The 18,595-nt window shown below is 57.5% G+C and carries 16 protein-coding genes; 4 read left to right on the forward strand and 12 right to left on the reverse strand.

The annotated features are described in order from the left end of the window. Positions 1-57 precede the first annotated feature (57 nt). Positions 58-1,482, reverse strand: a complete 1,425-nt coding sequence (locus ACAW74_RS24680; RefSeq protein ID WP_370700930.1) for an APC family permease — start codon at positions 1,480-1,482, stop codon at positions 58-60. Between the two features lie 450 nt (positions 1,483-1,932). On the opposite strand from ACAW74_RS24680, the gene ACAW74_RS24685 reads away from it, so the two are divergent. Together ACAW74_RS24685 and ACAW74_RS24690 are read left to right on the forward strand one after the other, a co-directional pair. Further along, on the forward strand, positions 1,933-4,359 hold the full coding sequence (locus ACAW74_RS24685) for a glycoside hydrolase family 127 protein (RefSeq protein ID WP_370700931.1): 2,427 nt from the start codon (positions 1,933-1,935) through the stop codon (positions 4,357-4,359). Positions 4,360-4,475: 116 nt separating this feature from the next. Continuing rightward, positions 4,476-6,821, forward strand: coding sequence for a beta-L-arabinofuranosidase domain-containing protein (locus ACAW74_RS24690; RefSeq protein WP_370700932.1), 2,346 nt, complete (start codon positions 4,476-4,478; stop codon positions 6,819-6,821). 75 nt (positions 6,822-6,896) lie between these two features. On the opposite strand, the gene ACAW74_RS24695 is transcribed toward ACAW74_RS24690, so the two are convergent. The 5 genes from ACAW74_RS24695 to ACAW74_RS24715 form a co-directional block, all read right to left on the reverse strand. Further along, positions 6,897-7,307 (reverse strand): hypothetical protein, encoded by a 411-nt coding sequence (locus ACAW74_RS24695; RefSeq protein ID WP_370700933.1) that lies wholly within the window; start codon positions 7,305-7,307, stop codon positions 6,897-6,899. 277 nt (positions 7,308-7,584) lie between these two features. Then, positions 7,585-9,132 carry an aldehyde dehydrogenase (NADP(+)) gene (locus ACAW74_RS24700; RefSeq protein WP_370700934.1) on the reverse strand — a complete coding sequence of 516 codons (1,548 nt, stop codon included), beginning with the start codon at positions 9,130-9,132 and terminating at the stop codon, positions 7,585-7,587. 65 nt (positions 9,133-9,197) lie between these two features. Beyond that, positions 9,198-10,439, reverse strand: coding sequence for an NAD(P)/FAD-dependent oxidoreductase (locus ACAW74_RS24705; protein WP_370700935.1), 1,242 nt, complete (start codon positions 10,437-10,439; stop codon positions 9,198-9,200). A 24-nt stretch (positions 10,440-10,463) separates the two neighbouring features. Beyond that, on the reverse strand, positions 10,464-11,468 hold the full coding sequence (locus ACAW74_RS24710; protein WP_370700936.1) for a 4-hydroxyproline epimerase: 1,005 nt from the start codon (positions 11,466-11,468) through the stop codon (positions 10,464-10,466). A 2-nt stretch (positions 11,469-11,470) separates the two neighbouring features. Further along, entirely contained in the window at positions 11,471-12,460 is a 990-nt protein-coding gene (locus tag ACAW74_RS24715; protein WP_370700937.1) for a dihydrodipicolinate synthase family protein, read from the reverse strand. A gap of 145 nt (positions 12,461-12,605) precedes the next feature. Here ACAW74_RS24715 and ACAW74_RS24720 point away from each other — a divergent pair, with 145 nt between their 5' ends. Then, a complete protein-coding gene (locus tag ACAW74_RS24720) occupies positions 12,606-13,481 on the forward strand; it encodes an AraC family transcriptional regulator (RefSeq protein ID WP_370700938.1) in 876 nt (291 codons plus the stop codon). 51 nt (positions 13,482-13,532) lie between these two features. Here ACAW74_RS24720 and ACAW74_RS24725 read toward each other — a convergent pair whose 3' ends face one another. The 6 genes from ACAW74_RS24725 to ACAW74_RS24750 form a co-directional block, all read right to left on the reverse strand. After that, positions 13,533-13,739 (reverse strand): hypothetical protein, encoded by a 207-nt coding sequence (locus ACAW74_RS24725; RefSeq protein WP_370700939.1) that lies wholly within the window; start codon positions 13,737-13,739, stop codon positions 13,533-13,535. A 78-nt stretch (positions 13,740-13,817) separates the two neighbouring features. Continuing rightward, complete coding sequence (locus ACAW74_RS24730) at positions 13,818-13,976, reverse strand: hypothetical protein (RefSeq protein WP_370700940.1); 159 nt, start codon at positions 13,974-13,976, stop codon at positions 13,818-13,820. An 81-nt stretch (positions 13,977-14,057) separates the two neighbouring features. Beyond that, positions 14,058-15,140, reverse strand: coding sequence for a fatty acid desaturase family protein (locus ACAW74_RS24735; RefSeq protein WP_370700941.1), 1,083 nt, complete (start codon positions 15,138-15,140; stop codon positions 14,058-14,060). Positions 15,141-15,279: 139 nt separating this feature from the next. Next, a complete protein-coding gene (locus ACAW74_RS24740; protein ID WP_370700942.1) occupies positions 15,280-16,431 on the reverse strand; it encodes a response regulator in 1,152 nt (383 codons plus the stop codon). After that, positions 16,409-17,338 (reverse strand): sensor histidine kinase, encoded by a 930-nt coding sequence (locus tag ACAW74_RS24745; protein ID WP_370700943.1) that lies wholly within the window; start codon positions 17,336-17,338, stop codon positions 16,409-16,411. Before ACAW74_RS24745 ends, ACAW74_RS24740 begins: the two co-directional genes overlap by 23 nt. A gap of 69 nt (positions 17,339-17,407) precedes the next feature. Then, entirely contained in the window at positions 17,408-17,833 is a 426-nt protein-coding gene (locus ACAW74_RS24750) for a response regulator (RefSeq protein ID WP_370700944.1), read from the reverse strand. A 368-nt stretch (positions 17,834-18,201) separates the two neighbouring features. On the opposite strand from ACAW74_RS24750, the gene ACAW74_RS24755 reads away from it, so the two are divergent. Then, positions 18,202-18,591 (forward strand): hypothetical protein, encoded by a 390-nt coding sequence (locus ACAW74_RS24755; protein WP_370700945.1) that lies wholly within the window; start codon positions 18,202-18,204, stop codon positions 18,589-18,591. Positions 18,592-18,595 lie beyond the last annotated feature (4 nt).

Here is an 18,595-nt window from a genome sequence, read left to right on the forward strand (position 1 = left end):
GTTTGTTGAAAAGGTTCTTCGGGGGGCGACTGCCCCAGCCCGCACAGGGTAGCCGTATCAGGTTGGTTGCCGGATAAGCCGGTAGTAGATGGGGATGCCGACCAGAATAATGCCCAGCCCTGGCAGCGTGTAGTTGGTTTCGAAAAACAGCAGCAATACGGCCAGCGCCAGGGCGATCACCACATACACGGCAGGCAGGTAGGGGTAACCGGGCGCTTTGTAGGGGCGGGGTAAATCGGGTTGAAGTCGACGCAGGCGGTAGATGCCCAGAATGGTCAGGATGTAGAAAATCAGTACGCCAAAAATAACCAGCGCCAGCAGGTTGTTGTACTCGCCGGTGAGGCATAACACGCTGGCCCATAGGCACTGCATCCAGAGGCTGTAGCCAGGTACGTCGTTTTTGTTGAGCTGGCCCGCTTTGGCAAAAAACAGCCCGTCTTTGGCCATGATGTAATACACCCGCGCGCCCGACAGAATCAGGCCGTTGTTGCAGCCGAAGGTCGAGATCATGACCATAATCGCGATGATGATGGTGCCACTGTTGCCGAAGATATAATCGGCGGCAACCACGCCCACCCGGTCGCTGGGGGCAAAGGCAATGTCGTTGAGCGGCACCACGGCGAGGTACATGACGTTGGTCAGCACGTAGATGACTGTCACGACCAACGTACCCAGCACGAGGCTTAGGCCGATATTGCGCTCGGGCCGTTTTACTTCCCCGGCTATCGAGGTGATGCTGTGCCACGAGTCGCTCGAAAATAGCGTGCCCTTCATGGCGATGGCAATGGCCCCGAAGGCGCCCAGCCCGGATAGGGTCGTGTAGGAAAGGGCATCGCCGTTTTTGGTCAGGCTCGCCAGTTGCCAGGCGTTTTGCCAGTTGGCGTTCCAGACGTCGGCCTTCGCGCCCCAGATAAAGCCGCAGATGATGAGCCCAAACAGCGAGAGCAGCTTTACGATCGTGAGAAAAGTTTGCAGCGCCGCGCCTTCTTTCACGCCCCGGCTGTTGACGTAGGTGAGCAGCACGATCACGAAAATCGACACCAGCTGCGCCGCCGACAGCCGGAAGACTCCCAGATCGAGCAGGAAATTGGTATCGCTGAAGGCGGGGATGAGGTAAGCCGTGAATTTGGCAAACGCCACACCAACGGCTGCGATGGTGCCGGTCTGGATAACGGCGAAAAACGACCAGCCATACAGAAACCCGACCAGCGGGTTGTAGGCCTCGCGCAGGTAGACATACTGACCGCCCGCGCGGGGAAACATGGCCGCCAGCTCGCCATAACTGACGGCGGCAATGACCGTCACCAGCCCCGCCAACAACCACATAGCGAGCATCCAGCCCGCCCCGCCAACGCTACGAGTGACCTCGGCCGCCACGATAAAAATCCCTGACCCGATCATGGAACCGGCCACAATCATCGTCGCGTCGAGCAGACCCAGCCGGGCTACGAACTCGTTGGCAGGTTTGGTGGCCGTTTCCATAGTCTGGTAAAAAGAGGAAGTAAAGGTGTAAATTCAGGGAATACTCGATGCGTATGCACGGGCATGAACCGGCTTCACGAGCCGGATGATTGCAGCCGACTAAAGCGGCCGTTTTCAGAATAAACTACGGCCGGTATCGACTCATGCCAAAGAATCTGAAAGCAATAAAGTGAATTCAGGTTGTATTCAATTGGCTTGTTTATGCACTTGTTAAAAAAGTATCAGCACTCGCGAACTACGGTATAAAAGAGCCCTGTCAGCCACTGTACCTTCGTTGTAGTCCGGGGTCATTCTGCCGTAGTGGATGGCGTGACGCTTGCTTTTGTGCTTGATTGACACCCCGGAAGCGGCCAGAAACCCCATCGGCAGCGGGTACGCGGCGAACGGGACTGCCCGGTGTTCCTGCGCCACCACTAATACTATTTTACTGATCTGAACGAACCTGTTTCTATGCGCAACTATGTAGTGAAGACACTCCTGCCGCTAGCCTGCCTGGCCCTGATGGGCGTAAGCTATGGGCAGTCGATCGGAGCCGGACCGAAAGCGGGCGGCGATTATCCCATTCAGCCAGTACCCTTCACGGCCGTCAGAGTGACCGATCAGTTCTGGGCGCCGCGCATCCGGCTCAACCACGAGGTAACCATCCCGATTGCCCTTAAGCATTGCTACAGCACGGGCCGGGTCGACAATTTTCTGGTGGCGGGGCATCTGAAAGCCGGCACCAAGTTTTGCACTGAATACCCGTTTGACGATACCGATATCTACAAGATCATCGAAGGGGCCAGCTATTCGCTGCAAACCTTCCCCGACAAACGACTCGACGCCCGCATCGACTCGCTCATTGGGTACGTTGCCAGCGCACAGGAGCCCGACGGCTACCTCTACACCGCCCGCACCATCGACCCGGCGCACCCGCACCCCTGGGCGGGGCTGAAACGCTGGGAGAAGGAATCGGACCTGAGCCACGAGCTCTACAACAGCGGTCATCTGTTTGAAGCCGCCGTGGCGCACTACCAGGCCACGGGAAAAAAAACGCTGCTGAACGTAGCCATTAAAAACGCCGATTTGCTGGTGCGCGACTTTGGCCCCGGCAAGCTGAGCTACGCGCCCGGCCATCAGGTTGTGGAGATGGGGCTGGTGAAACTGTACCGCACGACGGGTCGGAAAGCCTACCTCGACCTGGCGAAGTTTCTGCTCGATGTGCGCGGCAAAGGGCAGGAGTATAGCCAGGACCACAAGCCCGTCACGCAACAGACCGAAGCCGTTGGGCACTCGGTCAGGGCCACGTACATGTATTCGGGCATGGCCGATGTGGCCGCCATCACTGGCGATAAAGCCTACGTGACGGCGATGGACCGGATCTGGCACGATGTGGTCGACGGCAAATATTACATCACGGGCGGAATCGGTGCCGAAGGGGGCCATGAAGGCTTTGGACCGGCCTATAACCTGCCCAACATGTCGGCCTACAACGAGACCTGCGCGGCCATCGGGACGATCTACTGGAATCAGCGGCTGTTTCTGCTGCACGGCGACGCCCGCTTCTACGACGTGCTCGAACGGACGCTTTACAACGGCATGCTGTCGGGCGTATCGCTGAGCGGCGACCGGTTCTTTTACCCCAACCCGTTGCAGTCGCAGGGGCAACACGCCCGCTCGGCCTGGTTTGGCTGCGCCTGCTGCCCCAGCAACGTATGCCGGTTCATTCCGTCGATGCCTGGGTACGTCTACGCACAGCGCGGCAACCGACTCTACGCCAACCTGTTTGTGAACAGCACGGCCGATGTCACCCTCAATGGTACGGCTATTCGGGTGGCGCAGGAAACCACGTACCCGTGGGCAGGTGATATCGCTTTTACGCTGAACCCCGCTAGTGCCAAGGCGTTTGAACTGGCCCTCCGTATTCCGGGCTGGGCGCAGAATCAGCCGGTGCCAGGTACGTTGTACCGCTTCGCCGATCAGCGCAACAGCCCGGTCGTGATTACGGTCAACGGGAAAAAGGCGACGTACACGCTCGACAACGGCTATGCCGTATTGAAACAGACCTGGAAACCGGGCGATGTGGTGCGGCTGTCGCTGCCGATGGAGATTCGCCGGATCGAGGCCAACGCGCAGGTAAAAGCCGATCAGGACAAGGTGGCGCTGCAACGCGGCCCGATCGTCTACTGCGCGGAGTGGCCCGATGCCCCCGATGGCCATGTGCTCGACTACATTCTGCCCGACCAAAGCCAACTGGAGGCGCGTTTCAACCCGGCGCTGTTTGGCGGGGCCGACATCCTGACCGGTGAAGCGGCCAAGGTGAAACGCACAACCGCTGGCGGTTTCGAGACCAGCCCGGCCCGGTTGACGGCCATTCCGTACTACGCCTGGGCCAACCGGGGAAGCGGCGAAATGGCTGTCTGGCTGGCGACCAAACCTACCGCCGCCAAGCCGACTCCCGCCCCCACGATTGCGTCGACCAGCAAAATTTCGGCTTCGCTGACAACCAAGGCACTGGCGGCCCTGAACGATCAGGATACGCCGAAGCACTCCAACGACCACGACAATATCTACTACCACTGGTGGCCCAAAAAAGACACGACGCAATGGGTGCAGTACACCTTCGCCAAACCCGCCACGGTGTCGTCGGCCAAGGTGTACTGGTTCGACGATGGTCCCTGGGGCGGCTGCCGGATTCCGGCCTCCTGGAAGCTGCTGTACCAGACACCCACGGGCGACTGGCGGGAGGTGACCACGAAAACGCCCTATGTGGTGAGCAAGGACACCTACAACGAGGTCGCGTTTGAGCCCGTACAGACGAACGCTCTCCGCATGCTGGTGCAACTCCCGAAAGACGCGTCGAGTGGCATTCTGGAGTGGAGTGTGGGAGGGCAGTAGAGACGCAATCCCTTGCGTCTCAGTGCGTGGTGTCAGGTTCCCGACCTGACACCACGCTAACTGTCGAAATCACCCCATCAACGTATGCCTAACTGCTCTTGACTTGTACCAAACCTATGAAACCTATCTTTTTCGTACTCGCGTTCTGTCTTGCCCACCTCACCCACGCGCAGACGTACCTGCCCGAACAGAACGACCCCCGGGTACGGGTAAAAACGGCGGTGCCGATCCGGGCTTATGCGTTTCCGCTTAGTGCCGTCAAATTGCTCGATAGTCCGTTTAAAACGGCGATGGAGGCCGACACCCGCTTTCTGCTCAACCTCCAGCCCGACCGGCTGCTGGCTCAGTTCAGAACCCACGCGGGTCTCGCACCGAAAGCCGCCAAATATGGCGGTTGGGAATCGTCGGGGCTGGCGGGGCATTCGCTGGGGCACTACCTGTCGGCCCTGGCGTTGCAATATGCGGCTACCAACGATCCCGACTACCTGAAACGCGTCAACTACATCGTCGATGAACTGGCGGAATGCCAACGGGCACGCAAGACGGGCTACGTGGGCGCTATTCCACGCGAAGACACGGTTTTCGCCGAAGTCGCGCAGGGCAACATTCGTTCGCGCGGGTTCGACCTCAACGGAGCGTGGTCGCCCTGGTACACGGTGCACAAGGTGATGGCGGGTTTGCTTGATGCCTATCTATACTGCCACAACGACAAGGCGCTCGCCATCAACGTCGGGCTGTCGGACTGGGCGGGCGAAACGTTGAAAAGCCTCACCGATGAGCAGATTCAGAAGATGCTGCTGTGCGAGTATGGCGGCATGAACGATGTACTGGTGAATACCTACGCGCTGACCGGCAACAAAAAGTACCTCGATCTGTCGTACAAATTCCATGACCGTGTAGTGCTCGATTCGCTGGCCCGCCGGAAAGATATTCTGCCCGGTCGTCATTCCAACACGCAGGTGCCCAAGCTGATCGGCACGATCCGGCGCTACGAGCTGACGGGCAATCAGCCTGATTTTGCCATGTCGGATTTCTTCTGGAAGACGGTTGTCAACCACCACACCTACGCGCCCGGCGGCAACAGCAACTACGAATACCTGAGCACGCCCGATCAGCTCAACGACAAACTGACCGACAACACCATGGAAACCTGCAACACGCATAACATGCTGAAACTGACCCGGCATTTGTTTGCGTTGCAGCCTAACGCCACCTACATGGACTACTACGAACGGGCATTGTACAACCACATTCTGGCGTCGCAGCACCACAAAACGGGTATGGTCTGCTATTTCGTGCCGCTACGGATGGGTACCCGCAAGCACTTCAGCGATGAGGAAGAGGACTTCACCTGCTGCGTGGGTACCGGCATGGAAAACCATGTCAAATATGGCGAAAGCATCTTTTTCAAAGGCGCTGATGGGAGTCTGTTTGTCAATCTATTCATCCCGTCGGAATTGAACTGGGCCGAAAAAGGACTACGCCTCACGCTAAACGCCAACCTCCCTACCGACCCAACCGTGCGGCTGACGGTACAAGCTGCCAAGCCCACGAAATGGCCCATCCGACTGCGGAAACCGTACTGGCTCGCCGGCCCGATGCAGGTACGTGTCAACGGCAAAGCCGTAGCCGAAACGGTACAGGACGGGTACGTGGTGATCGACCGAAGCTGGAAACCGGGCGACGTTATCGAACTGACGTTACCTGCTTCGCTACGGTCGATGCCGATGCCCGACAACGCCGCGCGGCAGGCATTTTTCTATGGCCCGGTACTGCTGGCGGGCGATCTGGGCAAGACCGAACCCGACCCCACGCAGGGCGTACCCGTGTTTGTGACGAGCCACCCCGACCCGAACGGTTGGATCAAACCCGCTTCGTCGCCACTCACGTTCACTACGGCGCAAACCGGTACCCAAGCACCCGTTACGCTGCGCCCGTTTTATGAGGTGCAGGATACCTACTACACGGTGTATTGGGACGTCTTTACACCCGACACCTGGAAAAAGCAGCAGGCGGTTTACGAACAGAAACGCCGCGAAGCCGCCGATCTGGAACAGCGCACGGTCGACCTGCTGCGGCTGGGCGAGATGCAACCCGAACGTGACCACAACGTAACGGGCGACAAACTGGAAGCAGGCGAAGACCACACCCGCAAGTTTCGGGTAGCCACCGATGGCAGCGCCATGAGCTTCACCCTAAAAACCGACCCTGCCGCCCGCAACATCCTGATCGGAACGTATTGGGGTATGGACAACCGGGGGCGTCAGTTCGACGTGCTGGTCGACGGAACCGTGATCGCGAGCGAAGACCTGAACAAGTACAAGGAGAGTCGTTTCTACGACATCCAGTATCCAATCCCGACCGAGCTGACCAACGGTAAATCGACCGTAACGATCCGGCTACAGGCCAAACCACGCAATGCCGCAGGCCCGGTCTACGGCGTTCGGCTGGTACGTGAATAAAGCAGTCGCGCTCATCAAAAAAGCCGCCTGGTAACGTACCAGGCGGCTTTTTTGATGGAGAAACAAGTGCTCAGACTAGGTGCTTATGACCACGACTCCCTGCGGGTAGTCAACGTCGGGGCTGTCTTCGGCTGAGACAAAAATGCGGGTCGGTTTGGTGGTGACGGTGGTGTTCAGGTCGGCCTTCAACGCCTTGGAAAACAGGCCGGTGCTGGTGTTGATTCGGCCCAGTTTCTTGGGAGTGCTGCTCCCGTCGCTTTCCATCCAGACCACGTAGGCATTCTTGGCCGGGCTGAGTTTTTCGGGTTCGGCCAGATTGAAAATTCGTATGTCGATGGCGTAATTCTGGTTGCGGTCTTTTCTGACTTTAACCTCACCCGTTGCCGACGGTACGATGGTCGACGTGTTGAATTTCATGTTTGGCGTGCACGAGCTGCCCGCCAGCGCAATCAGGAGTAAGAGGCTCAGGGCGCGAATCGTTTTCATAAGTTGTTGTTGTATCAGTTCCATTGACTTAACCGGTTCAGCCCGGCGGATGTTTGGCCGACTGGGTACGTTCCTGAGCCCTGGGTAAGCCGGCGAGTGCTGCTGCAACTGGGGAACGTACCCGGCTCGCCCCCATAAAAGAACCCCCAACACCATACATCGCCTGACGTATCGGGTTGGGGGCAGGGTTACATTGATCAGTTGTACTAAATAGGGGAACTACAGGGTATAAAAACCTTGCCGACGCCCGGGCGAAGGCACACGGAAACTATGTTTATCAGTTGGTCCGTTTTCCGTCGACCAGCCGCCAGATGTGCAGCGGATTGCTGGCTTTCAGTTCGTCGGGCAGGAGTGCATCCGGGAAATTCTGGTAGCAGACGGGGCGGGCAAAGCGCACAATGGCGTTGGTACCGACCGACGTTGACCGCGAATCGGTCGTGGCGGGGTAGGGGCCGCCGTGGTGCATAGCGTGGCTCACTTCAACGCCCGTCGGGAAACCGTTGATCAGCAGGCGCCCAACTTTTTGCTCCAGAATGGCCAGCAGGTCGGCGTAGTCGGCCAGTTCGGCATCGGTGCCAAACACGGTGGCCGTCAGGTGGCCTTCCAGCCCGCGTGCTACGGCCAGCAACTGCTCGCGGTCGTTGGCTTCCACAATAACGCTGCTTGGCCCAAACACTTCTTCCGTAATGGCGGAGTCGGCCAGGATGGCTTCGGCGGTCGTTTTCAGCAGGGTCGGGGTACCGTTGGCAAAGCTGTCGGTCGGGGTCGCCTGCGCCAGCACCTGAACGCCGTTGGTCTGACTTAATTTATCGATACCTTTCGTAAACGACTGAAAAATAGCCTTGGTCAGCATCGTGCCTGGCGCCAGCTGCGCTACGGCCTTGCCCGACTCCTGCACGAAGGTGTCGGCTTCGGGGGAACGCTGCACCACCGAAAGCCCCGGATTAGTGCAAAACTGTCCCACGCCGAGCGTCACCGAGCCAACGTATTGTTGCGCCAGTGCGGCGCCTTTTTCCTGTAAAATCTGTGGTAGGAAAAACACGGGATTGGTGCTGCCCATTTCGGCGTAAACCGGAATGGGTTCGGGACGACGGGCCGCCGCGTCGAATAACGCCCGGCCACCCCGCAACGAACCTGTGAACCCAACGGCTTTGATGGCCGGGTGCTCCACAATGGCCATGCCGACGGCAGTGGTGCGGCCGTGGATCAGCGCAAACGTACCTGTGGGCATACCCGCAGCCATAACGGCCCGCTCGATGGCCTCACCAACGAGCTGCGACGTACCTGGGTGGGCCGGATGCGCTTTTACAACCACCGGACAGCCGGCAGCCAGCGCCGAAGCCGTGTCGCCACCCGCTACCGAAAAGGCCAGTGGAAAGTTGCTTGCGCCAAACACGCCAACGGGGCCAAGGGGGCGCAGCATCTGCCGTAGGTCGGGGCGGGGCAGGGGCTGGCGGTCGGGGAGGGCGGTGTCGATGCGGGCGTCTACCCACGAGCCGTCGCGCAGGTACTCGGCAAAGAGCCGGAGCTGCCCCGTGGTGCGGCCGCGCTCGCCCGTCAGGCGAGCGAGCGGCAGGCCCGATTCCGCCTGTGCCCGCGTGAGCAGTTCGTCGCCCAGTGCTTCGATTTCGGCCGCAATGGCGTCCAGAAAACGGGCTTTTTCGGCACCCGACTTCTGGCGGTACGTGGCAAAGGCAACGGCTGCCTGCTCACAGGCCTGCGCTACCTCGTCGACGGTGGCTTCGGTGAAAAAGCCGGGCAGGGCTTCACCCGTGGCGGGGTTGATGCCCTGAAACGTATCGGTTGATGTTTGTGCGTCTGTCATATGCGGTAAGGTTGGTTAGGCAACGCCGCACATGCGTCGTCGCGTTCACCGGCTAGGGGGTTGCGTTAAAACCGATCGGGGCTGAAAGCAGAAATGTCCAGGCTGTTGACCTTGTCGGCGGCAATTTCGCTCACGAGTTTACCCGTTGCCGGCCCCAGACTCAGCCCCATCATGCCGTGCCCCGTGGCAAGTACCACGTTGTCGTATCGGTTGCTGCGCCCAATATACGGCAAACCATCGGGTGAGCAGGGACGAAGCCCCCGCCAGACGCGCTCTACCGGCGGCAGATCGACCGGAATGTCGGGGTAATAGTTGTTGATCGACTGCACAATGCCCCGCACCCGGTTCATGTTGATGGTCATGTCGGTACCCGCCACTTCGAGCGTCCCCGCAAATCGCAGATCCCCACCCATTGGCGTGGCCGTAGCGCGCGCTTCCAGCATAATCGCCGGAATCCGAACGTTGTTGACTAGGTTCCGGACCATGAAGCTGTAGCCCTTGCCGCCCTGTAACGACAGGTCGAGCCCTAGCTGCCGGGCAATCTCGGGCGACCACGCGCCCCCCGCAATCACCACCGTGTCGACGTCGTAGGTGCCCTGCGCCGTTTGCACCGACCGAATGTGCGATCCCGTTTTGGTGAAGCCCGTGACAGTGGTGTTTTCAATGAGCGTAACGCCTTCGCGCCGTAGGTACGTGACCAGCGAGTGAATCAGTTCGTTGGGATTGAGGTGCGCATCGCCGGGGTAAAAGATACCGCCCCGCACGTCGACGCGGGTGTGGGGCTCCATGTCCTGCACTTGCTGTCCGTCAAGTTGCACCGCCTCGATACCCGCCCGGTTGGCTACGTCGGCTTCTTCGGCCATTTCGTGCTCGGCAGCGGCCGTTTTGTACAACATAAACAGCCCTCGTTCCTGCCACTCAAAGGTTAAATCGCCATTGGCGGCCAGATCCTGATACAGGTTTTTGCTGAGCAGACTCAGGTCGCGCAGCACCGGAATGGACCGCTGTACGTGGGCGTCGTTGGCATGGCGGTAAAACAGCCAGCCCCAGCGAGCCAGATCGAGGTTCAGGCGGGGTTTGACGTAAAACGGACTAGTCGATTTGAGCATCCAGCGCATGCCTTTGGCGATCATGCCCGGCTGCGCCAGCGGGATAATGTGACTGGGGACGATCATACCCGCGTTGCCAAACGAACAACCGTCGGCGATGGGGTTCTGGTCAAACAGCGTCACCGTATGCCCGGCCTTATGGAGGTAATAGGCCGAACTCAGCCCGATAATACCACCACCAACAATACCAATGTGCATGGGAGAAAGGGAAAGAGAAAGTCTTTAAATGACCTGAAATCCGTGTACGTATGGGTCGGCTTCGTCCAGAATCAGGTGATTGTATCCGTAAATGCGTGCCCAGCCTTCGATACTTGGTACAATGGCCGGTTGATTGGCCAGTTCGGTTTCCGCTTCGATACGCCCGTTGAAAATGGAGCCGATGATGCTTTCGTGCACAAACACGTCGCCCGGTTTCAGCAGGCCTTTGGCGTAGCGTTGGGCCATCCGCGCCGACGTACCTGTGCCGCAGGGTGAGCGGTCGATGGCCTTATCGCCGTAGAACACGGCGTTGCGGGCGGTCGAGCTGTCCAGCAGCGGTTTGCCGGTCCAGAGGATGTGGCTCAGGCCGTTGATGGTCGCGTTTTCGGGGTGCACAAACGTGTATTGCTCGTTCATCCGCTGCCGCATCACCCGCGCCCAGGCAATCAGTTGCTCGGCGTTGTAATGCTCCAGACCCGGGAAATTAGGTTGCGGATCGACGATGGCGTAGAAGTTCCCCCCATAAGCTACGTCGACGGTCAACGTACCCAGGTCGGGGCATTCGACGGTCAGCGCTTCGGCGGCGAGGTACGACTTCACGTTCGTGATCTTCACCGACGTCACTTTAGGACCATCCATCACATACTCGGCCCTGACGAGTCCGGCCGGTACTTCCAGCAGCAGCACGCCCGGCGTTTTGGGCCGGATCAGGTTGCGCTCGATAGCTACCGTAACGGTGCCGATGGTGCCGTGGCCGCACATGGGCAGGCAACCCGACGTTTCGATAAACAGCACGCCCGCGTCGTTGGCCGGGTCGATGGGCGGGTACAGGATGCTCCCCGACATCATGTCGTGGCCGCGTGGCTCAAACATCAGCCCCGTCCGAATCCAGTCGAATTCGCGCAGGAAGTGCTGCCGTTTTCCGCTCATCGAGGCACCCTGCAAAAAGGGAATGCTCCCACCCGTGACCACCCGCACGGGGTTGCCACAGGTGTGTGCATCGATGCAGAAAAAGTGGTATTCAGCCATACCTAGTTAATGAATACAGCCGGGTTCAGGGCCGTCAGTGCGGGGTTGAGGGGAGCTGATGCGCCCGGTTCGGCCACGGGTTTACCGGTTGCCAGCGTGGGGCGTTTGGCCAGGGCGGTGTTGATGATGTTCAGCACCTGCTCGCGTTCGGCACCGATCAGCGGGAGGCGGGGGGCACGCACGTGCTCCGAACCGATGCCCGTAGCCTGGGCCGCCAGCTTGATGTATTGCACCAGTTTGGGGTGAATGTCGAGTTCGAGCAGGGGCATGAACCAGCGGTAGATGTCGAGTGCTTCGGCTACCTGACCGGCTTTGGTCAGGTTATAAATCGCCATCGTTTCGGCGGGGAAGGCATCAACGAGGCCGCCAACCCAACCATCGCAACCCAGCAGCAGGGCTTCCAGCGCCAGTGTATCCACACCGCCCATCAGTTTGAAACGGTCGCCAAAGGCGTTGCGCATCCGGGTGATGTTGGTGAGGTCGCGGGTCGATTCTTTTACGGCCTGAATGTTGGGCAGTTCGGCCAACTCTTCAAACATCGCCACGGTGGTCATGATCTTGTAATCATACGGGTTGTTGTAGATCATGATCGGCAGCGAGGTTTCTTTGGCTACGGCCTTGAAGAACGTTACGGTCTCGCGGGCGTCGGCGGGGTAGCGCATGGGGGGCAGCAGCATCAGGCCGTCGGCACCGTTGGCTTCGGCTTCCTGCGCGCAGACGATGGCCTGCCGGGTAGCCTGCTCGGCGATGTTGATAAGCACAGGTACGTTGCCCTGGCAAACCGCCAGCGCCGATGTCAGCAGTTCGATCTTTTCCTGATTCTGTAAGGTGCTGGCTTCGCCCAGCGAGCCACCGATGATGAAACCATGCACCCCGGCTTCGAGCTGCGCGTGCAGGTTTTTTTCGAACAGGGGCAGATCAAGCTGATCGTCGGCCGTGAAGGGGGTCAGCAGCGCGGGATAAACACCTTCCCAACGAGTCGTCACGTTCATAGAAATAAGCGGTATGATTGGAGTTGCTAGTCTAGTGTAAAGGTACTGGACCAATCGACCCCTCGTTTGCTACCGATTCGTGAACAATGGTATTATATTCACTACTTTGTGCGTGAATGCCTGTAGACTCGTAAAAAATGTATTGATGAAGCCGCTGTTATTTAAGGTGCTGGCGACCGACGATCGGTCGTTTCGGGTGGAGCAGGACAGCTTCCCGCATTTCTACAAGCTGCTGCATTTTCACCCGGAAATTCAGCTGACGCTGATTCAGGAAGGGGAGGGGACGTTGATTGTGGGCGACAAAATTGATCGCTTTGCCCCCAACGATGTGCTTCTGCTGGGGGCCAATCTACCGCACGTATTGCGCAGCGATCCCGGCTATTTTCTGCCCGATTCGTCGATGCGCTCCGTGGCGATTTCGGCCCTGTTCCGGCCCGATGAGGTTGAAAAAACGGTGCTGAATACCCCCGAAACCCGCCACTTGCAGCACCTGCTGGCCGAGGCGCAGCACGGAATCCGGTTTCGATGCAGCGACGGCCATCCGTTGCCCGATCAGTTCAGAAAACTGCCGACCCAGCGCCCGTTTGAGCAACTGGTAACGCTGTTGACGATCCTGGATTTTCTGGCAACGACGGCTAGCCGGGAGATCCTGTCGGTGACGGCCTTCACGCGCCCTCAGCGCCCCGAAGATCAGCAGCGGCTGGAGCGGGTTTTCTCATTTATTCTGGAACAATACCACCTGCCTATTGCGCTCGACGATGTGGCCAGCGTGGCGAACCTGACACCCGGCGCGTTCTGCCGGTTTTTCCGCCAGCACACCCGCAAAACGTTTTCGACGCTGCTCAACGAAGTACGGGTCGAGCACGCCTGCCGCTACCTGCGCGAATCGAAGGACACCATCAGCCAGATTGCGTTTTCGTGCGGCTACACCAACCTGTCTAATTTCAACCGGCAGTTCAAACGCACCACCGGCATGTCGCCCGGCACCTACATCCGGCAATACAATAACCTGAACGGATAGGGGCTAACAAAAATCCGGTCACACAGCGCTGCTGCCTGACCGGATGCCTGATCAATAGGGGGCTATATCACCGTTTGCCCGGATCGTAAACTCGTCTTCGAACGTGATTGTCACCGTCGTAACGTCCCGGATGCCCGGATACGCCTGTACGAAGCGCTGCGTTGCCTTGTCTTCGCTGCTGTTCAGATAAGCTTTGCGAATGGGCCGCGGGGATATCGATTTGTACCCTGTGACAATAACCAGCGTGTTGTTGGCCATAAAACAATTGGTAAGGGATGTTGAGGTGCCGAAAGAATCACGGGGCCGGCCATTAAGGCCAGAACGTACCCAGCGCTATTATTTCTTGCCTTTCTTCGCCTGAGCCGTCAGGTCGAGCGGTCCGGCTGACGAGTCGTCGCGCACGTATTTGGGCACCGCAGGATGACCCGATTGCTTGGCGGGCTTCGTGGCCACTTTTTTCGTGTTTTTGTTCTTCTTGTCCTGATGAGTCGCCATGTGTGTCGGGTTTAGTATACAACACGCTGAGCGCCAAAACGCTTTAACTCTTTTCGGCGCGGCGGCCGCCCGACACCTTACCTAAGCGGGCCTCCCCATTGTTTGCAGCACCCTGAAGTGCGAGGCGATGGCGGTCCAGAAGCTCCGGTTTTCCAGATAAGGCAGGTTGAATTCGCGCGCCGTATGCCTCACAATGGCCGTCAGGGCAGGGTAGTGAATGTGGCACACCTTCGGAAACAGATGGTGTTCGATCTGCCGGTTCAGGCCGCCACACACGAAGGCCGCCAGTCGGCTACGCGGCGCAAAATTGGCCGTCGTCCGAAGCTGGTGGACAGCCCAGGCATCCTGCATGGTGCCCGACTCATGGGCCAGCGGAAACGAGGTGCCTTCAACTACGTGAGCCAGTTGAAAAACGAGCCCCAACACCAGTCCTTCGGCCAGCTGCATACCCGTAAAGCCAATCAGCACCTGCCACCAGGCCACATCGAGCAGCAGATAAGGCAACACCAGAAAAAACAGGTAGTAAAGGGCTTTGCCTACAAACAGGTTTACATACTCGCGCCGGGGGTGGGCCGCCGGTTTGTGCTGACCAATCTGACGCTTGAAAAATTTGACGTAGTCTTTTCGGAATACCCACGAAAGCGAGGCCAGCGTGTAGAGCGGAAACGTGTAGAAGTGCTGGTACCGGTGCCAGGGGCGAAGGGGCTCTTCCGAACTGAGCCGCACCAGGCCCGGCGCTACCTCGATATCCTCATCGTGGCCGGGTATGTTAGTGTAGGTGTGGTGTACTACGTTGTGCGTTATTTTCCAGACATATGGGTTGGCCCCCAATAGGTAAAAGGTATTCCCCAGCCATTTGTTGACCCATGGACGGGCCGAGAAAGCCCCGTGCAGTGCATCGTGCGACACGTTGAACCCGATACAGGCTGCGAATATGCCCAGCCCGATGGCAAAGCCCAACATGGGCCATACACCAAACTGGCCCGATATCAACAGTGCGTAGAGCAGGACGTACCCGCCCAGAAAAAACGCGGCCTTAGCCCACATGGCCCCATTGGCGTGGGGAGAAAGGTCTTTTCCGGCAAAGTAGGCATCGACCCGCTCACGAACGGTAGTAAAGAAAGGGGATCGGCCGACGGGGCTAAATTTGAGTTTGGTTGACATTATAACGTTGAGTAAAAATGAATTATCGAGCTGTTGAAGCGGCTTCAGTCAGCGCAAGGCAAACGGGTAGTTCCGCGTCGGCCTGAAATACAACAGGGGCGCAAAAGACAATAGCGCAGATGTTGGTAAGAAGGGTAAATCACTGCCTCAGTTCAGCCAGTTTACCCACATTAAGCAAGGTGATCTGATGCGAGCTAATGTCGATGAGTCGATCAGACCGAAAATCGCTTAAGATTCGGATAACCGTTTCGGTAGAGGCTCCCACCAGGTGCGACCAATTATCGCGTGACAGGGTCATCGGAGGCAAAACCGTGCCGGCCGGTTTGTGTATCAGGCGGCTGGGTTGGCCAGGTACGTCTGCCGCATCGGTCAGTTGCGTTAGGTCGGATTGCTCTGAGTTGACCGATGGCGAATAGAATTTTTCCTGAAACATCAGCAGGGCTTCGGCTACCCGCTTACGTACCGATTGGTAGGCCAGATTGAGGAGCCGTTTCTGATGCTCGACTACATCGTTGACCAACAGGTGAATAAACTTGGCGGCTACTCCCTGATGGTGGCCAATTAATTCCAGAAAGTCGGCTTTCAGGATGGTTACGACAGTGACATCGTCTAGGGCTTCGGCGGTTTCGGCATAGCTCCCCCCTTTTAACAGGTCAACGTACCCAATAAATTCACCCGCCCCCACTAAGGCAGTAATATATTCGTTGCCCGCCTGATTGAGCCGGGAGACTTTAATTTTTCCCTTAATGACGAAGAACAGCGACATTGGTAAGCTACCCACCGTAAACAGCTGTTGTTTTTTTCTGTAGTGGGCCGTGGGGTAATAGTCGGATAACTCCTGCTGGGCCGTGCTCTCGTTAAGGATAGCCTGTGTCAGATTAGCCAGATTAGCCGGGCTGGCGACAGCGTCGGATCGTTTCCGTTCCCCCTTCTTTAGCCGAAGCTCCACTGCGTTGAGTAACGTCACGTCGTCGAAGGGCTTGGTTAGGTAGTCGTCGGCCCCCAGGTTCATGCCGAAGCGAAAATCGGTCGAGTCGGCTTTGGCGGAAAGAAACAAAAACGGCGTAGTCGCCTGCAAAGGATCATTGCTCAGGATCTGGAGGACGCCATAGCCGTCCAATTCGGGCATCATCACATCGCAGAGAATCAGATCGGGTTGGGTGCGGCGCGCCATCTGTACGCCCTGTTTGCCGTTTCCAGCCTGGATGACCGTGTAGGAGGCCAGTTCGAGCATCTCGGCGATGTTTTCGCGCATCTCTGCATTATCCTCAATTACCAGGATGCTTTTCATAGCGTCGGGAGTACGCCAACGGAAGTTGGACGGTGAACGTAGTACCCGAATCGAGTTCACTAGTAAAGCTGATAGCACCATCCAGTAAGTCTACGTATCGTTTAACGATATAAAGTCCTAATCCCGTTCCCTCCACCTGCGCGGCGTTGCGCGCCCGGAAGAAACTGATAAACAAATTGTCTTTGTCGACATCGGGAATGCCGATGCCATGATCGCTGACCGTGATAATCAATTGGGTATCATCTACAGCCGTTTTGAGTTCGATCTGTTTCCCTTCAGCCGAATACTTACTGGCATTGATCAGCAGATTGATCAGAATGTTTTTGATCATCTGCCCGTCGATCGATACGGTAGTGGGCCCTTCGAGGTGCCGATAAACGACCAGTTGCCCGGGTTTGATGACGGCGTTTATGTCGTCGATGAGTTCGTGACAAAAGAGGAGTATGTTGACCGGAAGAGGATTACCGTAAAGCGTTTCTTTTTCCATCTGACTGAGCGACAGGAAATCGTTCAGGAGCCCAGTCAGGCTATTGACGGCCAGCTTAATCCGTTGCACGTGACGCTCGCGTTTTTCAGCATCGTCGGGACTATTATAGCGGCCAATGAGGGATGCCGAGGAGAGAATCGTGCCCATGGGCGTGCGAAATTCGTGCGACGCCAGCGTGACAAAGTTTGATTTCAACTCATTCAGCTCTCGTTCCTGCGCCAGTAAGTGACTGCGTTCCCGCTCATTTTGCTGGCTTTGGAATCGGGTCTGTTCACAGGCTGCCAACTCCGCCCGTATCCGGGTCAGGTCAGCTTTGTAGTCGCTCACCTGTTGTGTCAGGACCTGATTGGCCAGCCGTAGTTGGCTAACCTCAACGGCCAGATCGTCATCCTCGGGTAAATTGGGCAGGGTATTCGGCATGGTAAGAAAAAATAGAAACAGCATAAACCGATCGGCCACGGGTCAAAACGACAAGGCAGTCGTGGCGCGTTAGGCTACGCTCGCATTCAGGAAGCATATTTTGATCGCCTGGATAATCGATTTGATCTGAGAAGATACCTCCGGTTTTCGGATGTAACTGCTGATACCCTGCCGATAGGCTACCGCAACTTCGGCGGGTTCGGCAGACGTAGACATCATCACGATTGGGATGTGCCGGAAGGCCGGCGTCGACCTGAGGTCGATCAACGTTTCCAGACCACTGCGCCGGGGCATATTCATGTCTAGCAGGATTAGACTGATCGGCGAAGCCATCGGGTTTAAGCTCCAGGCAACCAGCTTGTCGAGCAGATCGTCGCCGTCTTCGGCTTCAACAAGCGTAATGGACGGATCAACTTCCCGGAGGGCCGATCGTATGAAGAAACGATCGTCGGCATCATCGTCGGCTATATAAACAAGCGCTCTGGAATTTTTCATGAACGTACAGGTTGGTAAGTCGATAATATGTTTCGGGCAAATGTTAAAATTGCGTAGGGCTTTTGCGCTTTCCTATGACCGATGTCACTAAAGAATATGATCATTTCTTCGCTACTGATTTGATTGTAAGTGTTTTAAACGTGGCTATGCCTCGAGTTGTCGGGCGGCTAAAGGCTCATGAGCGGCTAACAATTTGGTTGTGAGTAGGGGAGGCTTCGTGGCTGTAACCCGTAACAATCATGTTGTTGGACCGCGCATATCATAGGGCTGCGCATAAAGCCAAAGTACATTTGTCGAGTTAACAGTAAACTACTTAGTAGCCTACCTGGCTCCGGGTGTTTGCTCCGCCATACGGTCCTCCGCTGTTGATGAATTCTTTCTACGAACAGCACGACCGGCTCATGACATACGCCCAAACGATTACTGGCTTTTTTGACCACGTTGCCGAATCCCAGCAGGCTGTGCAACGTTTGTTGGCGCAGGGCTTCACGATCGACCACATTCTGTTTTCGGCCCCTCCGGGTGCCGAGACCCAACGCGAGCGCACCGATCCAGGTACGTCGGGCCGGTTTTTGGTCTCGCTTTTGGGTCTTGATAAGGCCGATTTGACCGCTGACGAGTCAGTCGAAACCGACAAGCCGATGTGGCAGCGAACCGCCATACGAGTCAGTGTGCAGATCCAGTCGGCTCATGAAGTCGATCTGGCGGTGGAGGCATTCTGTGCGGCCAACTCGGTGCATTTCGGTACGTATCTATAGCCTT

This window comes from Fibrella musci, assembly GCF_041321105.1.
GTDB classification, from domain to species: Bacteria; Bacteroidota; Bacteroidia; order Cytophagales; family Spirosomataceae; genus Fibrella; species Fibrella musci.

Bases quoted from the DNA above. Each gene is read 5' to 3' on its own strand.
- ACAW74_RS24680 (WP_370700930.1), bottom strand. From the start codon at position 1,482: ATGGAAACGGCCACCAAACCTGCCAACGAGTTCGTAGCCCGGCTGGGT.
- ACAW74_RS24685 (WP_370700931.1), top strand. From the start codon at position 1,933: ATGCGCAACTATGTAGTGAAGACACTCCTGCCGCTAGCCTGCCTGGCC.
- ACAW74_RS24690 (WP_370700932.1), top strand. From the start codon at position 4,476: ATGAAACCTATCTTTTTCGTACTCGCGTTCTGTCTTGCCCACCTCACC.
- ACAW74_RS24695 (WP_370700933.1), bottom strand. From the start codon at position 7,307: ATGAAAACGATTCGCGCCCTGAGCCTCTTACTCCTGATTGCGCTGGCG.
- ACAW74_RS24700 (WP_370700934.1), bottom strand. From the start codon at position 9,132: ATGACAGACGCACAAACATCAACCGATACGTTTCAGGGCATCAACCCC.
- ACAW74_RS24705 (WP_370700935.1), bottom strand. From the start codon at position 10,439: ATGCACATTGGTATTGTTGGTGGTGGTATTATCGGGCTGAGTTCGGCC.
- ACAW74_RS24710 (WP_370700936.1), bottom strand. From the start codon at position 11,468: ATGGCTGAATACCACTTTTTCTGCATCGATGCACACACCTGTGGCAAC.
- ACAW74_RS24715 (WP_370700937.1), bottom strand. From the start codon at position 12,460: ATGAACGTGACGACTCGTTGGGAAGGTGTTTATCCCGCGCTGCTGACC.
- ACAW74_RS24720 (WP_370700938.1), top strand. From the start codon at position 12,606: ATGAAGCCGCTGTTATTTAAGGTGCTGGCGACCGACGATCGGTCGTTT.
- ACAW74_RS24725 (WP_370700939.1), bottom strand. From the start codon at position 13,739: ATGGCCAACAACACGCTGGTTATTGTCACAGGGTACAAATCGATATCC.
- ACAW74_RS24730 (WP_370700940.1), bottom strand. From the start codon at position 13,976: ATGGCGACTCATCAGGACAAGAAGAACAAAAACACGAAAAAAGTGGCC.
- ACAW74_RS24735 (WP_370700941.1), bottom strand. From the start codon at position 15,140: ATGTCAACCAAACTCAAATTTAGCCCCGTCGGCCGATCCCCTTTCTTT.
- ACAW74_RS24740 (WP_370700942.1), bottom strand. From the start codon at position 16,431: ATGAAAAGCATCCTGGTAATTGAGGATAATGCAGAGATGCGCGAAAAC.
- ACAW74_RS24745 (WP_370700943.1), bottom strand. From the start codon at position 17,338: ATGCCGAATACCCTGCCCAATTTACCCGAGGATGACGATCTGGCCGTT.
- ACAW74_RS24750 (WP_370700944.1), bottom strand. From the start codon at position 17,833: ATGAAAAATTCCAGAGCGCTTGTTTATATAGCCGACGATGATGCCGAC.
- ACAW74_RS24755 (WP_370700945.1), top strand. From the start codon at position 18,202: ATGAATTCTTTCTACGAACAGCACGACCGGCTCATGACATACGCCCAA.